Raw genomic sequence first — 16846 nt, forward strand, 5'->3', positions numbered from 1 at the left:
GATGTTTCGCAAAATTTTGATCGCCAACCGGGGCGAAATCGCCTGCCGTGTAATAGAAACTGCCCATAAACTAGGTATTCGTTGTGTAGCTGTCTATTCAGAAGCTGATGCCAACGCCCGCCATGTACATATGGCCGATGAGGCTTTTTTACTAGGCCCTGCGCCAAGCAAAGAGTCTTATTTGCGCGCTGATAAAATTCTGGACATCGCCAAATTATCTGGCGCCGAAGCTGTGCACCCTGGTTATGGCTTTTTATCTGAAAACGAAGGATTTGCACAAGCATGCGCTGAGGCTGGTGTGGTCTTTATTGGCCCGCCAGTGCCTGCCATAGCCGCTATGGGTAGCAAAAGCGCTGCCAAAGAGATTATGACCCAAGCCGGTGTGCCTTTAGTGCCTGGTTACCATGGCGATAACCAAGACCCTTCCTTTTTACAACAACAAGCTGATCTGGTGGGCTACCCACTGCTACTGAAAGCCGCTTATGGCGGTGGTGGCAAAGGCATGCGTGTGGTCTGGAACAGCGGCGAATTTGCTGAAGCTTTGGCTGGTGCCAAACGCGAAGCCTTAAACGGCTTTGGCAATGACAAAGTGCTGATGGAACGCTACCTGACCAAACCTCGCCATGTTGAAATTCAGGTGTTCGCCGACAGTTTTGGTAATGCGGTTTATTTAGCTGAGCGGGACTGCTCTATTCAGCGCCGCCACCAGAAAGTGATTGAAGAAGCACCAGCACCGAATTTCAGCGCAGAGCAGCGCAAAGCTATGGGCGAAGCTGCAGTCAAAGCCGCTCAGGCTATTGCGTATCAGGGTGCTGGTACAGTTGAATTCTTGTTTGATGAAGACGGCTCTTTCTATTTTATGGAAATGAATACCCGTCTGCAGGTCGAACATCCAGTCACTGAAATGATCACAGGTCAGGATCTGGTGAAATGGCAGCTGTTGGTCGCCAGTGGTCAGCCCCTGCCTTTAACTCAGGATCAAATCACTATTGATGGCCATGCCATTGAGGTGCGGGTTTATGCTGAAGATCCGGATCACGATTTCCTGCCAGCCACAGGCAAACTGACCTATTTACGCCAGCCTGAAGCAAGTCGTTATGTGCGGGTCGATACAGGCGTGGTAGAAAACGACGAAGTATCGCCTTTTTACGACCCTATGATTGCCAAGCTGATTGTTTGGGATGAAAACCGTGATCGCGCCATAGCCAGGATGTTGCGTGCTTTAGATGATTACCGCATTGCTGGCGTAAAAAATAACCTGAATTTCTTAACCCGTTTAGTGGAGCAACCTGCTTTTGCCAAAGCAGAGCTGGATACGCATTTTATTGAACGGCATAAAGAGTCGTTGTTTGCACCGGGTCAGTCTGAAACTGAACAAGCCAGTTTATTGGCTGCCTTATATCTGTTACTGAAAGAGCGTTCAGACAATGTGGACGATCAAAGCCCATGGGCTTTGTGTTCAGGTTGGCGTTTAAGTGAAGTTCCAACTGTGTCTTTCCCGCTGATTTATCAGGATGAAACCCGCCTGGTTAGCATCAGCTCTGAAGGTAAACAGCTTAGCTTAACGCAACAAGGTGTGATCACCCCTGCCACAGCAAGCCTCGAAGGAGATGAGCTACAGGCCAATTTAAATGGTCATAGGGTCAAAGTACGAGTCAGTCAGTATCAGGATACGGTGTCAGTTTTTATCAAACATCAACGTTATGACTTTATCTACCAGACTCAGGTGCAAATTGTGGTCGATGACAGCGCTGCAGCAGGCAGCCTGACGGCGCCAATGAACGGCACTATAGTCGCTGTGATGGTCGAAAAAGGTGCGCTTGTCAGCGCAGGCCAGACGCTTTTGGTGATGGAAGCGATGAAAATGGAATACAGCATCAAAGCGCCCAAAGATGGTGTGGTCAACCAGCTATTTTATGCCGCTGGTGATCTGGTGAAAGACGGAGCGGAGCTGCTGGATTTCACAGCCGCTGACTAATACAGCCCCATTTTTGGAGACTTTTATGTCATTGATACTAAACACGCAACATACGGCAGGTTTGCCCAAAGCCGTACGACTTGTTGAAGTAGGCCCACGCGATGGTCTGCAAAATGAAAAAGCTGTGTCGCTGGCGGCAAAAGTCGAGCTGGTGAACCGCTTAGCTGAAACAGGCCTTATCACCATTGAAACCGGCGCTTTTGTCTCGCCGAAATGGGTGCCACAAATGGCTGATTCTGCTGCTGTATTTGCACAAATCAGCCGTAAAGCAGGTATTCAGTACACGGCTTTGACACCCAATCTGCAAGGCTATGAAGCAGCCAAAGCAGCAGGTGCGACTGAAGTTGCGGTCTTTGGTGCCGCATCTGAGGCTTTTACCCAGAAAAATATCAACTGCAGCATAGCGGAAAGTCTTGAGCGTTTTGCCCCAGTGATGGCACAAGCCAAGCACGATGGTATTAAAGTTCGGGGTTATGTCTCTTGTGTGGTCGGCTGTCCTTATCAAGGCAACGTTGTCCCCTCTGAAGTAGCACGGGTTGCTAAAGCCTTGCTCGATATGGGCTGCTACGAAATTTCGTTAGGTGACACCATAGGGGTTGGCACTCCGGCAAAAGTCAATGCAATGCTCGATGCAGTGCTGGCTGTAGTGCCTGTAGAGCAATTAGCTGTGCATTTTCACGATACGTATGGCCAGGCGTTAAGTAATATTTACGCAGCGCTACAACGTGGTATTGCTGTGGTCGACAGCTCAGTCGCAGGATTGGGCGGCTGTCCATACGCTGCTGGTGCGTCAGGCAATGTTGCCACTGAAGAAGTGGTGTATTTACTCAACGGCCTTGGCATCCATAGCGGTGTTGATTTACAACGGCTGGCGCCTATTGGCTGGTTTATCAGCGAACAGCTGGGCAAAGCGCCTAGTTCTAAAGTAGGATTGGCGCTAAAGGCCAAATGCCAGCAGAATTAATCATTGATAGCATCTTTTAAGGATACAAAATGGCAGGGTTTAATAAAGTTGTGACCAGCTACGAAGAAGCGCTGGCAGGCCTGACCGATGGCATGACAGTAATAGCCGGTGGTTTTGGTTTATGTGGCATTCCGGAAGGACTGATTGCTCAGATCAAAAAAATGGGCACCCGTGATTTAACAGTGGTGTCTAACAACTGTGGTGTAGATGGTTTTGGTTTAGGTGTGCTTTTGGAAGAGCGTCAAATCAAAAAGATGGTCGCCTCTTATGTCGGCGAAAACGCTTTATTTGAAAAGCAGCTACTGTCAGGTGAATTAGAAGTTGTGTTAACGCCTCAAGGCACGCTGGCTGAAAAAATCCGCGCTGGTGGTGCTGGTATTCCGGCTTTTTTCACCGCTACTGGTTACGGTACTCCTGTGGCTGACGGTAAAGAAACCCGTGAAATTAATGGCCGCAATTATGTGCTGGAAGAAGCCATTACCGGTGATTTCGCTATAGTGCGGGCCTGGAAAGCGGACCGTTACGGCAATCTGGTGTTCCGCCATACCTCAATGAACTTCAACCCTATGGCAGCCACTGCAGGCAAAATCACTGTGGCTGAAGTGGAAGAAATCGTCGAGCCGGGTGAACTGGAGCCAAGCCAAATTCACACACCAGGTATTTATGTGCAACGTGTGATCAAAGCCAGCTTTGAGAAACGCATTGAACGTCGTATGGTCCGTCAGGCTTAAGGAGCACAGCAAATGGCATTATCACGTGAACAGGTCGCTATGCGGGTGGCTCAGGAATTACAGGACGGCTATTACGTCAATTTAGGCATAGGTATCCCGACCTTAGTGGCGAACTATGTACCTGCAGGTATTGAAGTAATGCTGCAATCGGAAAACGGTTTATTAGGTATGGGCCCCTACCCAACCGAAGCTGAATTAGATGCCGATATGATCAACGCAGGCAAAGAAACTGTCACCGCCATCAAAGGCGCTGCCATTTTCAGCTCAGCAGAAAGTTTTGCCATGATCCGTGGCGGTCATGTGGATTTAACAGTGCTGGGCGCTTTTGAAGTCGATCAAAACGGCAATATTGCCAGTTGGATGATCCCGGGCAAACTGGTCAAAGGCATGGGCGGCGCTATGGATTTAGTGGCTGGTGCACAAAATATTATTGTCACTATGACCCACGCCGACAAATACGGCAGTTCCAAGTTACTGGATAGCTGTACTTTGCCTTTGACTGGTGTGAACTGCGTGAAAAAGATTGTGACTGATTTAGCTGTACTGGAAGTTCGGGACGGCGCTTTCCATTTACTGGAGCGCGCACCAGGCATTAGCGTGGAAGAAATTCAGCAAAAAACTGCGGGTAAGTTAGTGGTTTCGGGTGATATTCCGGAAATGCAGTTCTGATGTAAAACATAAAGGGTCAGAGGCAAGGCTTCTGACCCTATCGAAACGCCTTGGCCTGTAAACCGGCACCAGCATTGTCTCTATTAATATCACCACTAATTAACGCTATCGCATTTTTAGTGCTGACCACAGTCACTTTATCTATATTGCCAATCAACATTACAAAAGCTGTTTGCTGATTAGCTAACCTGTACCAACCGACTTTGTAATTAGGCAAATTAATCGCGTTTACAGCAACTACAGGCTTGAACTCGCCCAACTCGTCACAAAACACCACTGAAACTTTACTTTGCGCTGAGTGAATATCATCAATTTTGGTCTGATACAACCCCGCTTTCAGCTCCAGAGCGTTGCCATTCATTAACAAAGTGTTATCACTAAACTTCAGACTGAGCAGTAAGAAGCACAAACTACAAAGGCTGAAAACCCATAAAGATTGTCTTAACCAAAGAGGTTTAAAATACACCAGAGCCGATAAAACCAAAGCCGGGAGTAGCACACAAAGAATAAAAAGCAGCGCATAAAGATGCCAGCCGATCTCAGATAAATACATTTAATTAACTTTCATCAATGAATTGGCCACATGATAATAGCACAAAACAAACTTTTCCTGACTCATTTGTTAAATTTTGTTAATTAACAGTGCGGCGATTAATTATGCCGCAGACTCCCGTTCACGGCCACTGACCGGACAACAGTTAATTTGTGGCTCAAACATAAATTTTTGCCGATACGCTTTAGGGGTCAAGCTGGTGTAATGCACAAATAGCTTCCGAAAAGACGAAATGTCCTCATAGCCAACTTGCTGCATTATTTCTTCTGCAGTCCACAAGGTATTTTCCAGCAAAGACTTCGCCCTCTCAATACGTAAACGCTGCAGATAAGCCATAGGGGTTTCGTCTAAATGTTGTTTAAAACGCCGGATCAAAGTACGGGGTGTCATGGCAAAAGTTTCGGCTAATTGCTCCAGACTGACCGGCTCCGCCAGATGAGTCTGCAGGTACTGCTGAATTTCAGTTAACTTCGCATCTTTGTGTTGAGGTGCCAGTTGTAAAGACAGATAAGGTAGCTGTGAGGTTCGGTTTGGATCCGTCAGCATAATTTTTGCCATTTGCTGAGCAAAAGCCGTGTCCATACACAGCTCAACAAAACGCAGGCATAAGTTCAGGTATGAAGTGGTAGCACCGCCGGTCAAAATGGTCTGTTGCTGCACCACCAACTGCTGTAAATCCAGTTTTACCTGCGGAAACATCTGACGGAAATAGTCTTTAAAAAACCAGACTGAAGTAGATTGCAGGCCATTTAACAAGCCCGTTCCGGCCAGCGCAAAAGTGCCATTACAAAAAGCACCCAGCCACTTACCCTGTTGCAGCATCTGCTGTAATTCAGCCTTGTAAGGCAGCAATTCCTGACTCACACGCAGCAGATCGTTTGAGTTATAGGCGTAAAATCCGGGGATCAACAGAATATCAATCTGATTTACATCAACAGGTTCAACCTGCAGCGTAAAAGGCCCCTGCTGTAGCTGAGTATTAGGTCCCATCAACACAGTTTCAAATAACTGCTGATCGCTTTGCTGTATTAATTGCCAGTATTTATTACAGAAGGTAAAAAAATCCATTACCCCTGTCACACTGCTCATCACTGCGTCTTGATTTACCCAAATGCCAACGCGTTTCATAATGTCACTTACCGCCTCAAATACGTCATTAGCGACACTTTAGACCCTATCAACCTAAGAGTAAAGTATCAGCATCAACAACAGGAGGTAGTTATGTTTCAACTGTCAAAACGCAAAACAGTATGGGCTTTATTGGCTTTGGTCTGGGCTATGGTGGTAGGGCTTGCTCTGCAAATAACACCAGATCCAATGCTGCATCTGGTGCAAATTCCTATACTACTGGTGCTGACCTTAGGTTTGGCCAGCATCAGTCTGGAGGACTAAAAGTGCTGAAATGTTAACTTTTACGCTGCAATACGGTCAGTAAACTGGACGTATCCCAGCGACCGCCACCCATAGCCTGCACTTGAGCGTAAAACTGATCGACTAAAGCAGTCAGTGGCAAAGTGGCACCGTTGTGGCGGGCTTCGTTTAAGGTGATTGCTAAATCTTTACGCATCCAGTCGACCGCAAAACCAAAGTCGTATTTGCCTTGCAACATAGTGGAGCCTCGGTTTTCCATTTGCCAGGATTGAGCAGCGCCTTTGCTGATGGTGTCCAAAACGGCTTGACCATCCAGTCCGGCCTGCTGGGCAAAGTGCATAGCCTCAGCCAAGCCTTGTACTACGCCGGCAATACAAATTTGATTGACCATTTTGGCCAGTTGACCAGAACCAGCAGGCCCTAATAAACGGGCACTGCGGGCGTATTTCATAAGCGTGCTTTCAGCTTTTGCAAACTCAGCAACTTCGCCGCCCAGCATAATGGTCAGCAGACCATTCTGCGCACCAGCCTGACCACCTGATACAGGTGCATCTAAAAAACCTATGCCTTTTGCTTTGCAGGCCAAAGCCAGTTCACGAGCTAAATCGGCTGAGGCTGTGGTGTGATCAATCAATAAAGAGCCTGGTCGCATAGTAGCTAAAACGCCGTGTTCACCATAGACGACAGAGCGCACATCATCATCATTGCCTACACATAACATCACCACATTGGCACCTTTGGCAGCTTCTGCCGGTGTGGATGCACAGCTACCTCCATACTGCTGCACCCAATCCAACGCCTTCTGCTTTGTTCTGTTATAGACACAAACTTGCTCGCCTTTTTGCTGCAGATGCCCAGCCATTGGAAAACCCATAACACCTAAACCGACAAAGGCAACTTTTTGTTGTGATAAATTTGACATAATTTTGACTTATTTCTGTGACAGACTTGAATGCCAAGAAGCTTACTAGAATCAGGGGCTCTGACGCAAAAGCATCAGACGAGTTGCAGAAAAGGACAGTTATGCCAAAGGTTCACCATTTCAAAGTGAAGGACAGTCTGGGTCAGGACGTCGATTTAGCTCAATACAGGGATAAAGTGGTACTGATTGTCAACACAGCCAGCCAGTGTGGTTTTACCTCACAGTATCAGGAGCTGGAAGCTTTATATCAGCAATACAAAGATCAGGGTTTCGTCGTATTAGCTTTTCCATGTAATCAGTTTGGAGCTCAGGAACCAGGGTCCAATGCTGAAATACAGCAATTCTGTCAGCTGAATTACGGTGTAAGTTTTCCGGTTTTTGGCAAGGTACAGGTGAATGGTCTGGATTCAGACCCTTTGTTTGAATATTTAAAAGATCAGGCCCGTGGTTTGATGAAAACCCGCGCTATTAAATGGAACTTCACTAAGTTTTTAGTCAATCGTCAGGGTGATGTCGTCAAACGTTATGCGCCTCGAACTAAGCCTTCCAGCTTGCATCAGTCGGTTGAAGAAGTGCTGAACAGCTGATGCTTTGATTAAAAACAACATAGGCAGCGACTTTTTGCGTTACTCTGAGTTTCGGATCAGGAAGTAAGGAGCCCCAAAATGAAAGTTGCAGTCTTTAGCGCGAAAAAATACGATCAGACAAGTTTTGCTGATTGGGCAGACTCAAGTATTGAGTTCAGCTTTTTTGATGGCCCACTGGATCAACAAAGCGCCAAACTAACGCAAGGCTATGCTGCTGTTTGTGTTTTTGTAAATGACGATCTGTCTGCCCCTGTACTTGCCGATTTGAAAGCCGCGGGCGTAGGCATGATAGCCTTACGCTGCGCAGGTTTTAATAATGTCGATTTGGCGGCGGCCAAAGAGCTTGGCCTGCGGGTTGCCCGCGTTCCCGCTTACTCACCTGAAGCTGTCGCAGAACACACTGTTGCGATGATCCTGTGTTTAAACCGAAAATTACATAAAGCCTATAACAGGGTGCGGGATGACAACTTTGTGCTCGACGGCTTATTGGGTTTTAACCTGCATGACAAAACTGCAGGCTTGGTGGGTACAGGCCGCATAGGAGCGGCAACGGCGAAGATCCTGCTTGGTTTTGGTATGCAAGTGCTCTGTTACGATATTCAGGAGAATGATGAGCTGGTCAAAGCTGGTGTACGCTATGTGTCTTTGGAAGAATTATGGGCAGAATCAAATGTGATCAGTCTGCATTGTCCGTTAAATCCTCAAACTCAGCATATGGTCAATAGTGATAGCCTGGCATTGATGAAAGACGGTGTGATGCTGATTAATACCAGCAGAGGTGGCTTAATAGATACCAAAGCCGTGATTAAAGCGCTGAAGATCCGTAAAATTGGTTATTTAGGTCTGGATGTCTATGAGCAGGAAGCCGATTTGTTTTTTCAGGATTTATCCGGACAACTGATAGATGATGAAGTGTTTAAACGTCTGTTGACCTTCCCTAATGTATTGATCACCGGACATCAGGCGTTTTTTACTGCAGAAGCTTTACAGCAAATTTGTCAGGTGACCAGTGATAATCTGCTGGCTTTTCAGGCCAACAGATTAAGTGGCAACGAATTGTGATCAAGGGCGGGTTAAATACCCGCCCCCAAATTATTGTTTTAATTGTCGTTCAAAAAAAGCAGTAATGGTTTTATGTAAATGGGTTTGCACCGGCTGACCAAACATAGAGTGTTTACTGCCCGGGTAATCCATACTTTCAAATAATTTACCTTGTTGCTGTAATTCAGAATACAACTTGGTACTGTGGGTAAAAAGCACGTTGTCGTCCGCCATACCATGGTAAATCAGCAGATTGCCCTGATAGTCTTTCACATAAGGAAAGACTGAGCTTTGCTCGTAGCCCGCTTTGTTTGTTGCAGGATGACCTAAATAACGTTCAGTGTAATGGGTGTCATACAAAGCCCAGTCGGTGACAGGTGCGCCTGCTACCCCAGCTTTAAAATAATCTCCCGCTTTGAACATCGCCATAATAGCCATGTAACCGCCATAGCTGTGGCCATAAATGCCAATACGTTTTGCATCGACATAAGGCAAAGTCCGCAGATACTCCACACCGGTAATTTGATCGACAAGCTCTATATCGGCCAGCTTTTTGTAGATTGGGTCTTCAAAAGCTTTACCGCGATTTTCAGATCCTCTGTTGTCCAGCTGAAATACCACATAGCCATTTTGTGCCAGATACTGGAAATACAAATCCCTGGCACTCCAACTATTGGTTACACGCTGTGCGCCTGGTCCACCATACACCCCGACTACAACAGGGTACTTTTTGCCCTGTTCAAGCTGTTTTGGCTCAAATACACGGTAATGTAAGGTTTGACCATCTTTTGCTTTTAAGGTGCCAAAACGCGGTTTTACCAGACTATCTTTGTACTCGGCCAGCGGATGAGATCCAGCCACATCATTAGACTCAAGCACAGTCAGCACTTTGCCTTCGACGCTCTTCAATTCCACTTTAGTCGGCTGTAATACGCTAGAGTAACTATCAATAAAGCTCTGGCCTGTTTCAGCCATAACAACTGCATGTGAAAACTCAGCCTGAGTTAAACGCTTGCTGTCACCCCCTTTGACTGGTACTGAATACAGATGACTTTCCAGTGGTGTATCTTTGCGGCCAGAGAAGTAAATAATGCCTTGATCTTCATTAATGGCTTCTATTTTATTAACAACCCAGTCGCCTTGGGTCAACTGACGAACCAAAGTGCCATCCAGCTTATACAAATACAAATGTTTGTATCCATCCCGCTCAGATGCCCAGACAAAATGCTGTTTATCTTTTAAGAAATGCAAATCGTCATTTAAATTTAGCCAGGTTGGGCTCTGCTCTTTTAGTAATACTTTGGTATCACCTGAAGGTAACTCAACAGAACGTAATTCCAGATGTTGCTGATCTCGGCTTTGCCATTGATAGGTCAACAAAGAGGCTGTTTTACTCCAGTTCACCCGAGCCAGATAAATATCCTGCTCTTTACCTAAATCCAGCCATTGCACTGCAGGTTGCTGTACTGCGACCACCCCCAGTTTTACCTTCACATTCGCTGTGCCAGTAAAAGGATAACGCTGATTAAATAACTTAATTTCATCGGCATAGATTTCATTACGCACAGCTTCAGCCACTGGCGACTCATCAATCTGACTAAAAGCAATTTTGCTGTCATCAGGAGCCCACCAATAGCCTGTCATTCGGCCCATCTCTTCCTGAGCAACGAATTCAGCCATGCCATTTTTAATCAGCCCCTTACCATCTGTTGTTAACTGAGTTTCTTTGCCTGATTTCAGATCCAATACAAAAATATTTTGTTCCCGAATAAAAGATACGTACTGACCTTTGGGCGATATTTGTGCATCGGTTTCAAAGGCTTCGGTATTGGTTAACTTGCGTGCTTTCTGGCTGGCTAAGTCGTAATAAAACAAATCGCCATTTAACGGAAACAGCAAAGCTTTGCCATCTTTAGACCAGTTATAACTGACAATACCACTGGCAAATAAGCGTAAACGCTCACGTCGTGCTTTTTCTTCATCTGACAGTAACTCAGGACCACTAAACAATTGATTTGAATCAACTAAAAGGCTGTGTTTACCTGTTTTTATTTGATATTGCCACAGGTCCAGCCTATTGGCGTCTGTCTCTTTGCCTTTGAGATAGGTGACACGACTGCCATCAGGCGAAAAGCTTAAAGAACGGGGGGCTGTACCGCTTAACGCGGGCTCAGCAAACAAACGTTCTAAAGGTAACCTACTATTTGCCAGTGCTGTTGTTGAAAGTAACAAGGTAGCTAAAGCTGCCGGAGTAAGAAGTTTTTTCACTACTGTAAATCCTTGATTAAAGTAACCCTGCTATCTGAATCGACTTTGACTAAAACAGCAAGTCTGATCCGATATTTTTCATTTATTCAGGTTCAAATTTTTCGCTTCATTTTCCGAAGAAACACATCCAAAACCAGCGGAAGCACCAGATTGGTGCGACAAATCACCACAATGAAGCGACAAATTAACATTAAATCGCGATAGACAAACAAAAGTTTTTCAAATATGGTCTGTGCAGAGCTCGTAGATAAAAATGAGCCAACACACAAATCCAGATGAGAAGGCAACATCCATGAAGAAAGAAATAACCCACTACCACCCTGTTGCTGCAGCGATAAAAATCGCTTTATGTGGCAGTTTATTATTCAGCACCACTTTAATGGCCCAGGAAACCCCCGACGCAGCAGCGGAACAAAAAGCAGAAGGAGCTGTTGAGAAAATCGCCGTTATTGGTGCAAGGGGAGCACCACGTTCGGTAGGTGATTCAGCTGTTCCTGTAGACGTCATTGGCGGCGAAGAGTTTTCAAAAACCGGCACTAGTGATATGGTCAGCTTGATGACCGCAGCAGTGCCCTCTTTTAACGTCAATGCTCAGCCCATTAATGACGCTTCGACCTTAATACGACCTGCTAACTTACGTGGCCTGCCACCAGACAGCACCTTAGTTTTAGTCAACGGTAAAAGACGCCACCGTGCTGCTGTTATCACGTTTTTAGGCAGTGGTATTTCTGATGGTTCTCAGGGCCCGGATATTTCTGTTATCCCCTCAATCGCTTTAAAACAAGTTGAAATTTTACGGGATGGTGCAGCCGCTCAATATGGTTCAGACGCTATTGCTGGTGTAATTAACTTCCGTTTAAAAGACGCCGCTGAAGGTGGTTCTTTTGAAGTAAAAACCGGCCAGTTTTATGAAGGCGACGGTGACTTACGCCAAGTTTCCGGCAATATAGGCTTGCCTTTTACTGACAATGGTTTTGCCAATATCAGTGGTGAATATAAACAGGCTGACCCAACCAGTCGTTCAGTCCAACGTAGTGATGCAGCTGGCTCTGCCGCTGCTGGTAATCCATTCATTCCAGATCCTGCTCAAGTCTGGGGTTCTCCTGAATTCAAACGGGACGCTAAATTATTTGCCAATATTGGTTTAGAAGTAGCCAAAGATCGTGAATTCTACTTATTCACCAACTGGGCAGAACGTGATGTAGAAGGTGGTTTTTATTATCGCCACCCAACTACACGCAGCGGTGTTTATTCTAACGATGGTGGTGAAAATCTACTGATCGGTAATCTGGATGAAAGCCTGGGCAGTTGTGGCTCTATTGCGGCTAAGACAGGTGATAACTTCCGAAACCATGCAGATATCCAGGCAGACGTAGATGCACTTCCAGCTCACTGTTTTACTTACTACGGTATGTTACCTGGTGGTTTTACACCTAAGTTTGGTGGTGTAGTGACAGACACAGCTATAGCGTCAGGTGTAAAAGGTGAATTGGACTCAGGCTGGGCTTTTGATGCCAGTATGTCGATTGGCCGCAGCGAAGTAGAGTTTTATATCAAAAACACCCTGAACCCTTCTTTAGGCGCAGATACTCCGCGTGACTTCAGCCCAGGTAAGTATGTACAGCTGGAAAAAGCGGCTAACTTAGATTTTAACAAACCATTTGAAGTCGATGCACTGCCTTACCCACTCAATGTGGCTGGTGGTGTCGAATATCGTGATGAAACCTTTGAGATTTATGCCGGTGATGCAGCTTCTTTTGAAGTAGGCCCATTAGCTTCACAAGGTTTTGGTATAGGTTCAAACGGCTTCCCAGGATTTAAACCAGAAGATGCGGGATCATTCAATCGTTATAGCTATGCAGCCTACACCGAGTTAGGGGCAGAGTTTAGTGATGACTTCCGTATGGATTTTGCTTTACGCTTTGAAGACTTTGAAGACTTTGGTGATACGACCAATGGCAAAATCACAGCGCGTTATCAGGCCACTGATGAGATAGCCTTCCGTTCAGCAGTCAGCACAGGCTTCCGGGCTCCTACTGTGGGTCAAAGTCATGTGCGTAACGTCACCACATCATTCAGCCCTGCAGGTTTGGTAGATACAGCAACCTTACCTCCTGACCACCCTATTTCACTGCAAAAAGGTGGTAAGCCATTAACTCCGGAAAAGTCGAAAAACTTTTCTTTAGGTACAGTGCTTGAAGTAAATGACTGGTATGTCACTTTGGATTATTTCCATATTAAAGTAGATGACCGCATCAGTCAGACTTCTTCTCTGGAGCTAAAAGACGAAGATATAGAAGCGCTGTTAGCCTTGGGCGTAAACGATGCGAGCAGCTTTACCAGCGTAAAATATTTTACTAACGATTTTGATACCACAACTCAAGGCTTGGATTTAGTAGCTAACTACGGATTTGACCTGTGGGATGGCCGTACTACTCTGGCTTTTGCGTACAACTGGACCGACACCAACGTCGATCGGATAAGCGAATACCTGATTGATGGCGAATTAACAACCAATATCAGCGATGCTAAAAAAGAGCAGCTAGAACGTGGCTTACCTCGTGTCCGTGGTAGTTTCACTGTAAACCAAAACTACGGCGACTGGAGAGGTTATGTCCGCTTTAACCACTTTGGTGCATTTTACGAAGACCATCTGGACAACGGTATTTTACTGGAAGCCGACGAAGGTATACCAATCGAAGTAGGCTCAGCTATTACGGTTGATGCGGAAGTCAGCTACAGTATCAACGACAGTTATGAAATCAGCGTTGGTGCGCAAAACTTATTTGACGCCTATCCTGATGAACATAAATGGCAGGGGATTGCGGGCTCTAAATACCCAACAACCGCAGTTATGGGTATCAACGGTGGCTTTTATTACGTCCGCCTAAACTATAACTTCTGATAGAAGTAAATAAACTTAAAAGCCCGGTTTCAAGCCGGGCTTTTTATTTGCAGATCTGGTATGACCATGGCAAAGTGCATTCTGGTTTAGATACGAAAGATAAAAGATGGACTTAATCCCCTGGAGCTACGCTACACAATACGGTTTTACCTTAAGAGGATTTTACACCTCTCCCAGTGGTAAAGCTGTATTGCATATTTTGCATGGCAACGGTTATTGCAGCCGGATGTACCAACCTTTTTTAACTCAGCTTGCTCCCTATTTTGATTTATTTTTATCCGATGCTCAGGGTCATGGGGATAGTGACCATGGCGGCGCTTTTATAGGTTGGAATCAAAGTGCTGATCTTGCTCTTGATGCCTGGCTGGCGCACAAAGACTTATTTGCTGATGCCCCCTGTTATGCTGTCGGACATAGTTTTGGCGGTGTATTAACAGCACTGATTAACAGTAAAACAACCAGTCCATTTGATGCCGTAGTTTTACTTGATCCGGTGTTATTTACACCTAGGATGCTGACACTGATGCAAACTCTGGATTGGCTGGGCTTATATAAAAAAAATCCCATGGTTAAAAAAGCGCTCAACCGCCGTCAGCAGTGGCCAGATAAAGACTCTGCTTTTACTTACTTGCATCAAAGAGGCATGTTTAAAAACTGGCAGGACGATGCGCTGGCAAGTTACATCGATCATGCTTTGTATCATAGTAATGACGGGCTGGAATTAAAATGCAAAGCTGAGCGCGAAGCCGAAATATTTGGCTCTTATCCAAAACAACTATGGCCACAGCTAAAACAGTATTGCAGCCCCACGTTATTGATCTATGGGAACAAGACTTACCCTTTTGTCAGTAAATCTGCAGAAAAGTGGAGCAAATTAAATAACTCAGTTCAGTTGCATAAGGTGACAGGTGGTCATTGTTTTATGCAGGAAAGTCCGAAAGAAAGCGCAGAATTAGTCCACCAGTTCTTGCTGCAGCAAGTAAAGAATAAAATATGACAATTTTTAATCAGCAATACCATTCGACTGTCTGCGTAGTTGCTTTATAATGGCGCCAATTTTCAATGGGTCCTGATAGATATGAAACATAGTTTTATTGTAAGTGCTGTACTTCTGGCAGTGGCTGGTTGTAGCCAATTACCACAGCAGGCACCAGCTCCAATCGCTCAAGTCAGTGAGCCTGTAGTAGCTGCTGAACCTGAATTAGTCGAAAATGAAGTATTAAATGACAACATCGCTCAAGCACAAGCCACTGATTTTGGTCATATTTTTATAGATCGTGATATGAGCTTTATTGGGACCTTACCTTGTGAAGGTTGCCCTGGTGTGAAATATCACGTGAACTTATTCCAGGATGGTAAGTTTGAAGCGCGTCAGGAATTCATTGATCAGCATGAAGTAAACCTTGTGAAAGGTACCTGGTTGCTGGAGGGTCGTGTGATCCACTTGATGTCTCAGCAAGCGAAAATACCGTCGTTCCAGTTTGTCAGCAATAACAAAGTAGTTTTATTGGATGAAGCAGGTAAACCTGTAGTATCGAAAGACAACTATGAGTTAGTTCGTTCAAACAACTTTGTTAAACTTGATACCAGTATGCAGATGTTAGGTACATATCAGGTTATTGATAATAATGCCTTTTTTACCTCATGTAGTAATGGTGAAAAATCATCTATAGCCATGACTCAACATCATATTCCTATGCTGCGTAATTACCAGACCGACAAAAATCTAAACGGCAAAGCAGTTATTGCCACTATGGTTGCGCGTCAAAGCCCAAAAGAAGACAAGATGCTTTTTGTGGAAAAGTTTGAGCAATTTTGGCCTGGAGCCACCTGCCCAGACAAACTGAATCTTGCCAAGGTGCAAGGCATCGTCTGGAGGGTAGAACGAGTAAAATTTATCCAGGTACCACAACAATACAATTTACGTATGTTGTTTAATGATAATGCCAAACTTTATGGTTTTTCTGGTTGTAATGTATTTAACGCCAGCTACAGCCAAAGCTCTAACTTATTGAAAGTAAATCCTTTAGTTAGCACTAAAAAGTACTGTGCTCAAAGTAACTACTACGAGTCAAACTTTACTCAGCACTTACAGATGGCTGATCGTATCGAATTAAACGGTGACAAGTTACAACTTTTCCATAATAACGAAGTTGTGGTTGAAATGAGACCTGCGCTTAATTAATCATTCTGATGCCTTTGTGATGTCGTCGATGTCACAAAGGCGCTGTTTTCTCTGTACTTCCTTCTGTAACATCCCTTATCGCTTGCTGGTTTCTGTCTGTATCCAATCGTATCGCAAATTCACAATGGTCCTTTTGTAACCAGAATAGTGTATTGATCAATCGTCTTTGTTGCCTCCACTGCCCTTTTCTATAATTCAGACCTGCTCTTGCGCTTAACGTTAAGCTTGGGTTTCCACCGAGTATGGCATTTAGTAAACGGCTTAGAGCGATAAAGATGTTGTTGCTGTAGGTTCGTAGGGAATTGGGCATGGATTGGCCTTGTTTTGTATTTGTTTGAATTTGAATACTTTGCATGAAAGTACTGGTGGGTACAACGCTGAGGATCTTGAACCTAGATTAGTTTAAAAGCAGATTGGTGTTGAATTTGGGTGCGGTGAACTACATTATTCCGGGCGGTCAGGCGACAGCAGGTTGTCTTGCCCGGCCATTTAACAGCGGATTGGTGCTGAATTCGGGGCGGTGAACTACTTTGCTCACCCCATCCGTGGGGTTCGCCGCTTCGCGACCCGCCGTTGGCGGTCCAAATTGGCTCCCTGCCAATTTGTCGCATGGGGGATGCTCTGCTCGAATGGTCCACCACCGATTTCGAAGTAAATAAAAAAGCCCCTCGC

At 45.3% G+C, this 16846-nt stretch carries 14 protein-coding genes; 10 read left to right on the forward strand and 4 right to left on the reverse strand.

Annotation, left to right across the window (positions count from 1 at the left end; genetic code table 11):
* Position 1: 1 nt before the first annotated feature.
* From LSG37_RS13120 to LSG37_RS13135, 4 genes are read left to right on the forward strand one after another with little or no spacing between them, the layout of a single operon-like run.
* Positions 2 to 1978 (forward strand): acetyl-CoA carboxylase biotin carboxylase subunit, encoded by a 1977-nt coding sequence (locus tag LSG37_RS13120; RefSeq protein WP_233080307.1) that lies wholly within the window; start codon positions 2 to 4, stop codon positions 1976 to 1978.
* A 25-nt stretch (positions 1979 to 2003) separates the two neighbouring features.
* Positions 2004 to 2942 carry a hydroxymethylglutaryl-CoA lyase gene (locus LSG37_RS13125; protein ID WP_233080308.1) on the forward strand — a complete coding sequence of 313 codons (939 nt, stop codon included), beginning with the start codon at positions 2004 to 2006 and terminating at the stop codon, positions 2940 to 2942.
* A gap of 29 nt (positions 2943 to 2971) precedes the next feature.
* On the forward strand, positions 2972 to 3673 hold the full coding sequence (locus LSG37_RS13130; protein ID WP_233080309.1) for a CoA transferase subunit A: 702 nt from the start codon (positions 2972 to 2974) through the stop codon (positions 3671 to 3673).
* A 12-nt stretch (positions 3674 to 3685) separates the two neighbouring features.
* Positions 3686 to 4342, forward strand: coding sequence for a CoA transferase subunit B (locus LSG37_RS13135; protein ID WP_233080310.1), 657 nt, complete (start codon positions 3686 to 3688; stop codon positions 4340 to 4342).
* Positions 4343 to 4379: 37 nt separating this feature from the next.
* Here the strand turns inward: LSG37_RS13135 and LSG37_RS13140 are convergent, their stop codons facing one another.
* Both LSG37_RS13140 and LSG37_RS13145 read right to left on the reverse strand, forming a co-directional pair.
* Positions 4380 to 4895: a hypothetical protein gene (locus LSG37_RS13140; protein ID WP_233080311.1), complete on the reverse strand. Its 516-nt coding sequence runs from the start codon at positions 4893 to 4895 to the stop codon at positions 4380 to 4382.
* Positions 4896 to 4997: 102 nt separating this feature from the next.
* Positions 4998 to 6023, reverse strand: a complete 1026-nt coding sequence (locus tag LSG37_RS13145) for a GlxA family transcriptional regulator (RefSeq protein WP_233080312.1) — start codon at positions 6021 to 6023, stop codon at positions 4998 to 5000.
* A 93-nt stretch (positions 6024 to 6116) separates the two neighbouring features.
* On the opposite strand from LSG37_RS13145, the gene LSG37_RS13150 reads away from it, so the two are divergent.
* Positions 6117 to 6287: a hypothetical protein gene (locus LSG37_RS13150; RefSeq protein WP_233080313.1), complete on the forward strand. Its 171-nt coding sequence runs from the start codon at positions 6117 to 6119 to the stop codon at positions 6285 to 6287.
* A 13-nt stretch (positions 6288 to 6300) separates the two neighbouring features.
* Here the strand turns inward: LSG37_RS13150 and LSG37_RS13155 are convergent, their stop codons facing one another.
* Complete coding sequence (locus LSG37_RS13155) at positions 6301 to 7188, reverse strand: NAD(P)-dependent oxidoreductase (RefSeq protein ID WP_233080314.1); 888 nt, start codon at positions 7186 to 7188, stop codon at positions 6301 to 6303.
* Positions 7189 to 7289: 101 nt separating this feature from the next.
* Between LSG37_RS13155 and LSG37_RS13160 the strand changes: the two genes are divergently transcribed.
* Positions 7290 to 7775: a glutathione peroxidase gene (locus LSG37_RS13160; RefSeq protein ID WP_233080315.1), complete on the forward strand. Its 486-nt coding sequence runs from the start codon at positions 7290 to 7292 to the stop codon at positions 7773 to 7775.
* Positions 7776 to 7853: 78 nt separating this feature from the next.
* Positions 7854 to 8837 carry a 2-hydroxyacid dehydrogenase gene (locus tag LSG37_RS13165; protein WP_233080316.1) on the forward strand — a complete coding sequence of 328 codons (984 nt, stop codon included), beginning with the start codon at positions 7854 to 7856 and terminating at the stop codon, positions 8835 to 8837.
* Positions 8838 to 8867: 30 nt separating this feature from the next.
* On the opposite strand, the gene LSG37_RS13170 is transcribed toward LSG37_RS13165, so the two are convergent.
* Positions 8868 to 11084, reverse strand: a complete 2217-nt coding sequence (locus LSG37_RS13170) for a S9 family peptidase (protein WP_233080317.1) — start codon at positions 11082 to 11084, stop codon at positions 8868 to 8870.
* A 292-nt stretch (positions 11085 to 11376) separates the two neighbouring features.
* On the opposite strand from LSG37_RS13170, the gene LSG37_RS13175 reads away from it, so the two are divergent.
* From LSG37_RS13175 to LSG37_RS13185, 3 genes are all read left to right on the forward strand, one after another.
* Positions 11377 to 13989 carry a TonB-dependent receptor plug domain-containing protein gene (locus tag LSG37_RS13175; protein WP_233080318.1) on the forward strand — a complete coding sequence of 871 codons (2613 nt, stop codon included), beginning with the start codon at positions 11377 to 11379 and terminating at the stop codon, positions 13987 to 13989.
* A gap of 106 nt (positions 13990 to 14095) precedes the next feature.
* A complete protein-coding gene (locus tag LSG37_RS13180; protein ID WP_233080319.1) occupies positions 14096 to 14986 on the forward strand; it encodes an alpha/beta fold hydrolase in 891 nt (296 codons plus the stop codon).
* 81 nt (positions 14987 to 15067) lie between these two features.
* Positions 15068 to 16174: an META domain-containing protein gene (locus LSG37_RS13185; protein WP_233080320.1), complete on the forward strand. Its 1107-nt coding sequence runs from the start codon at positions 15068 to 15070 to the stop codon at positions 16172 to 16174.
* The last annotated feature ends 672 nt before the right edge of the window (positions 16175 to 16846 follow it).

The organism is Rheinheimera soli, assembly GCF_021290985.1.
GTDB classification, from domain to species: Bacteria; Pseudomonadota; Gammaproteobacteria; order Enterobacterales; family Alteromonadaceae; genus Pararheinheimera; species Pararheinheimera soli.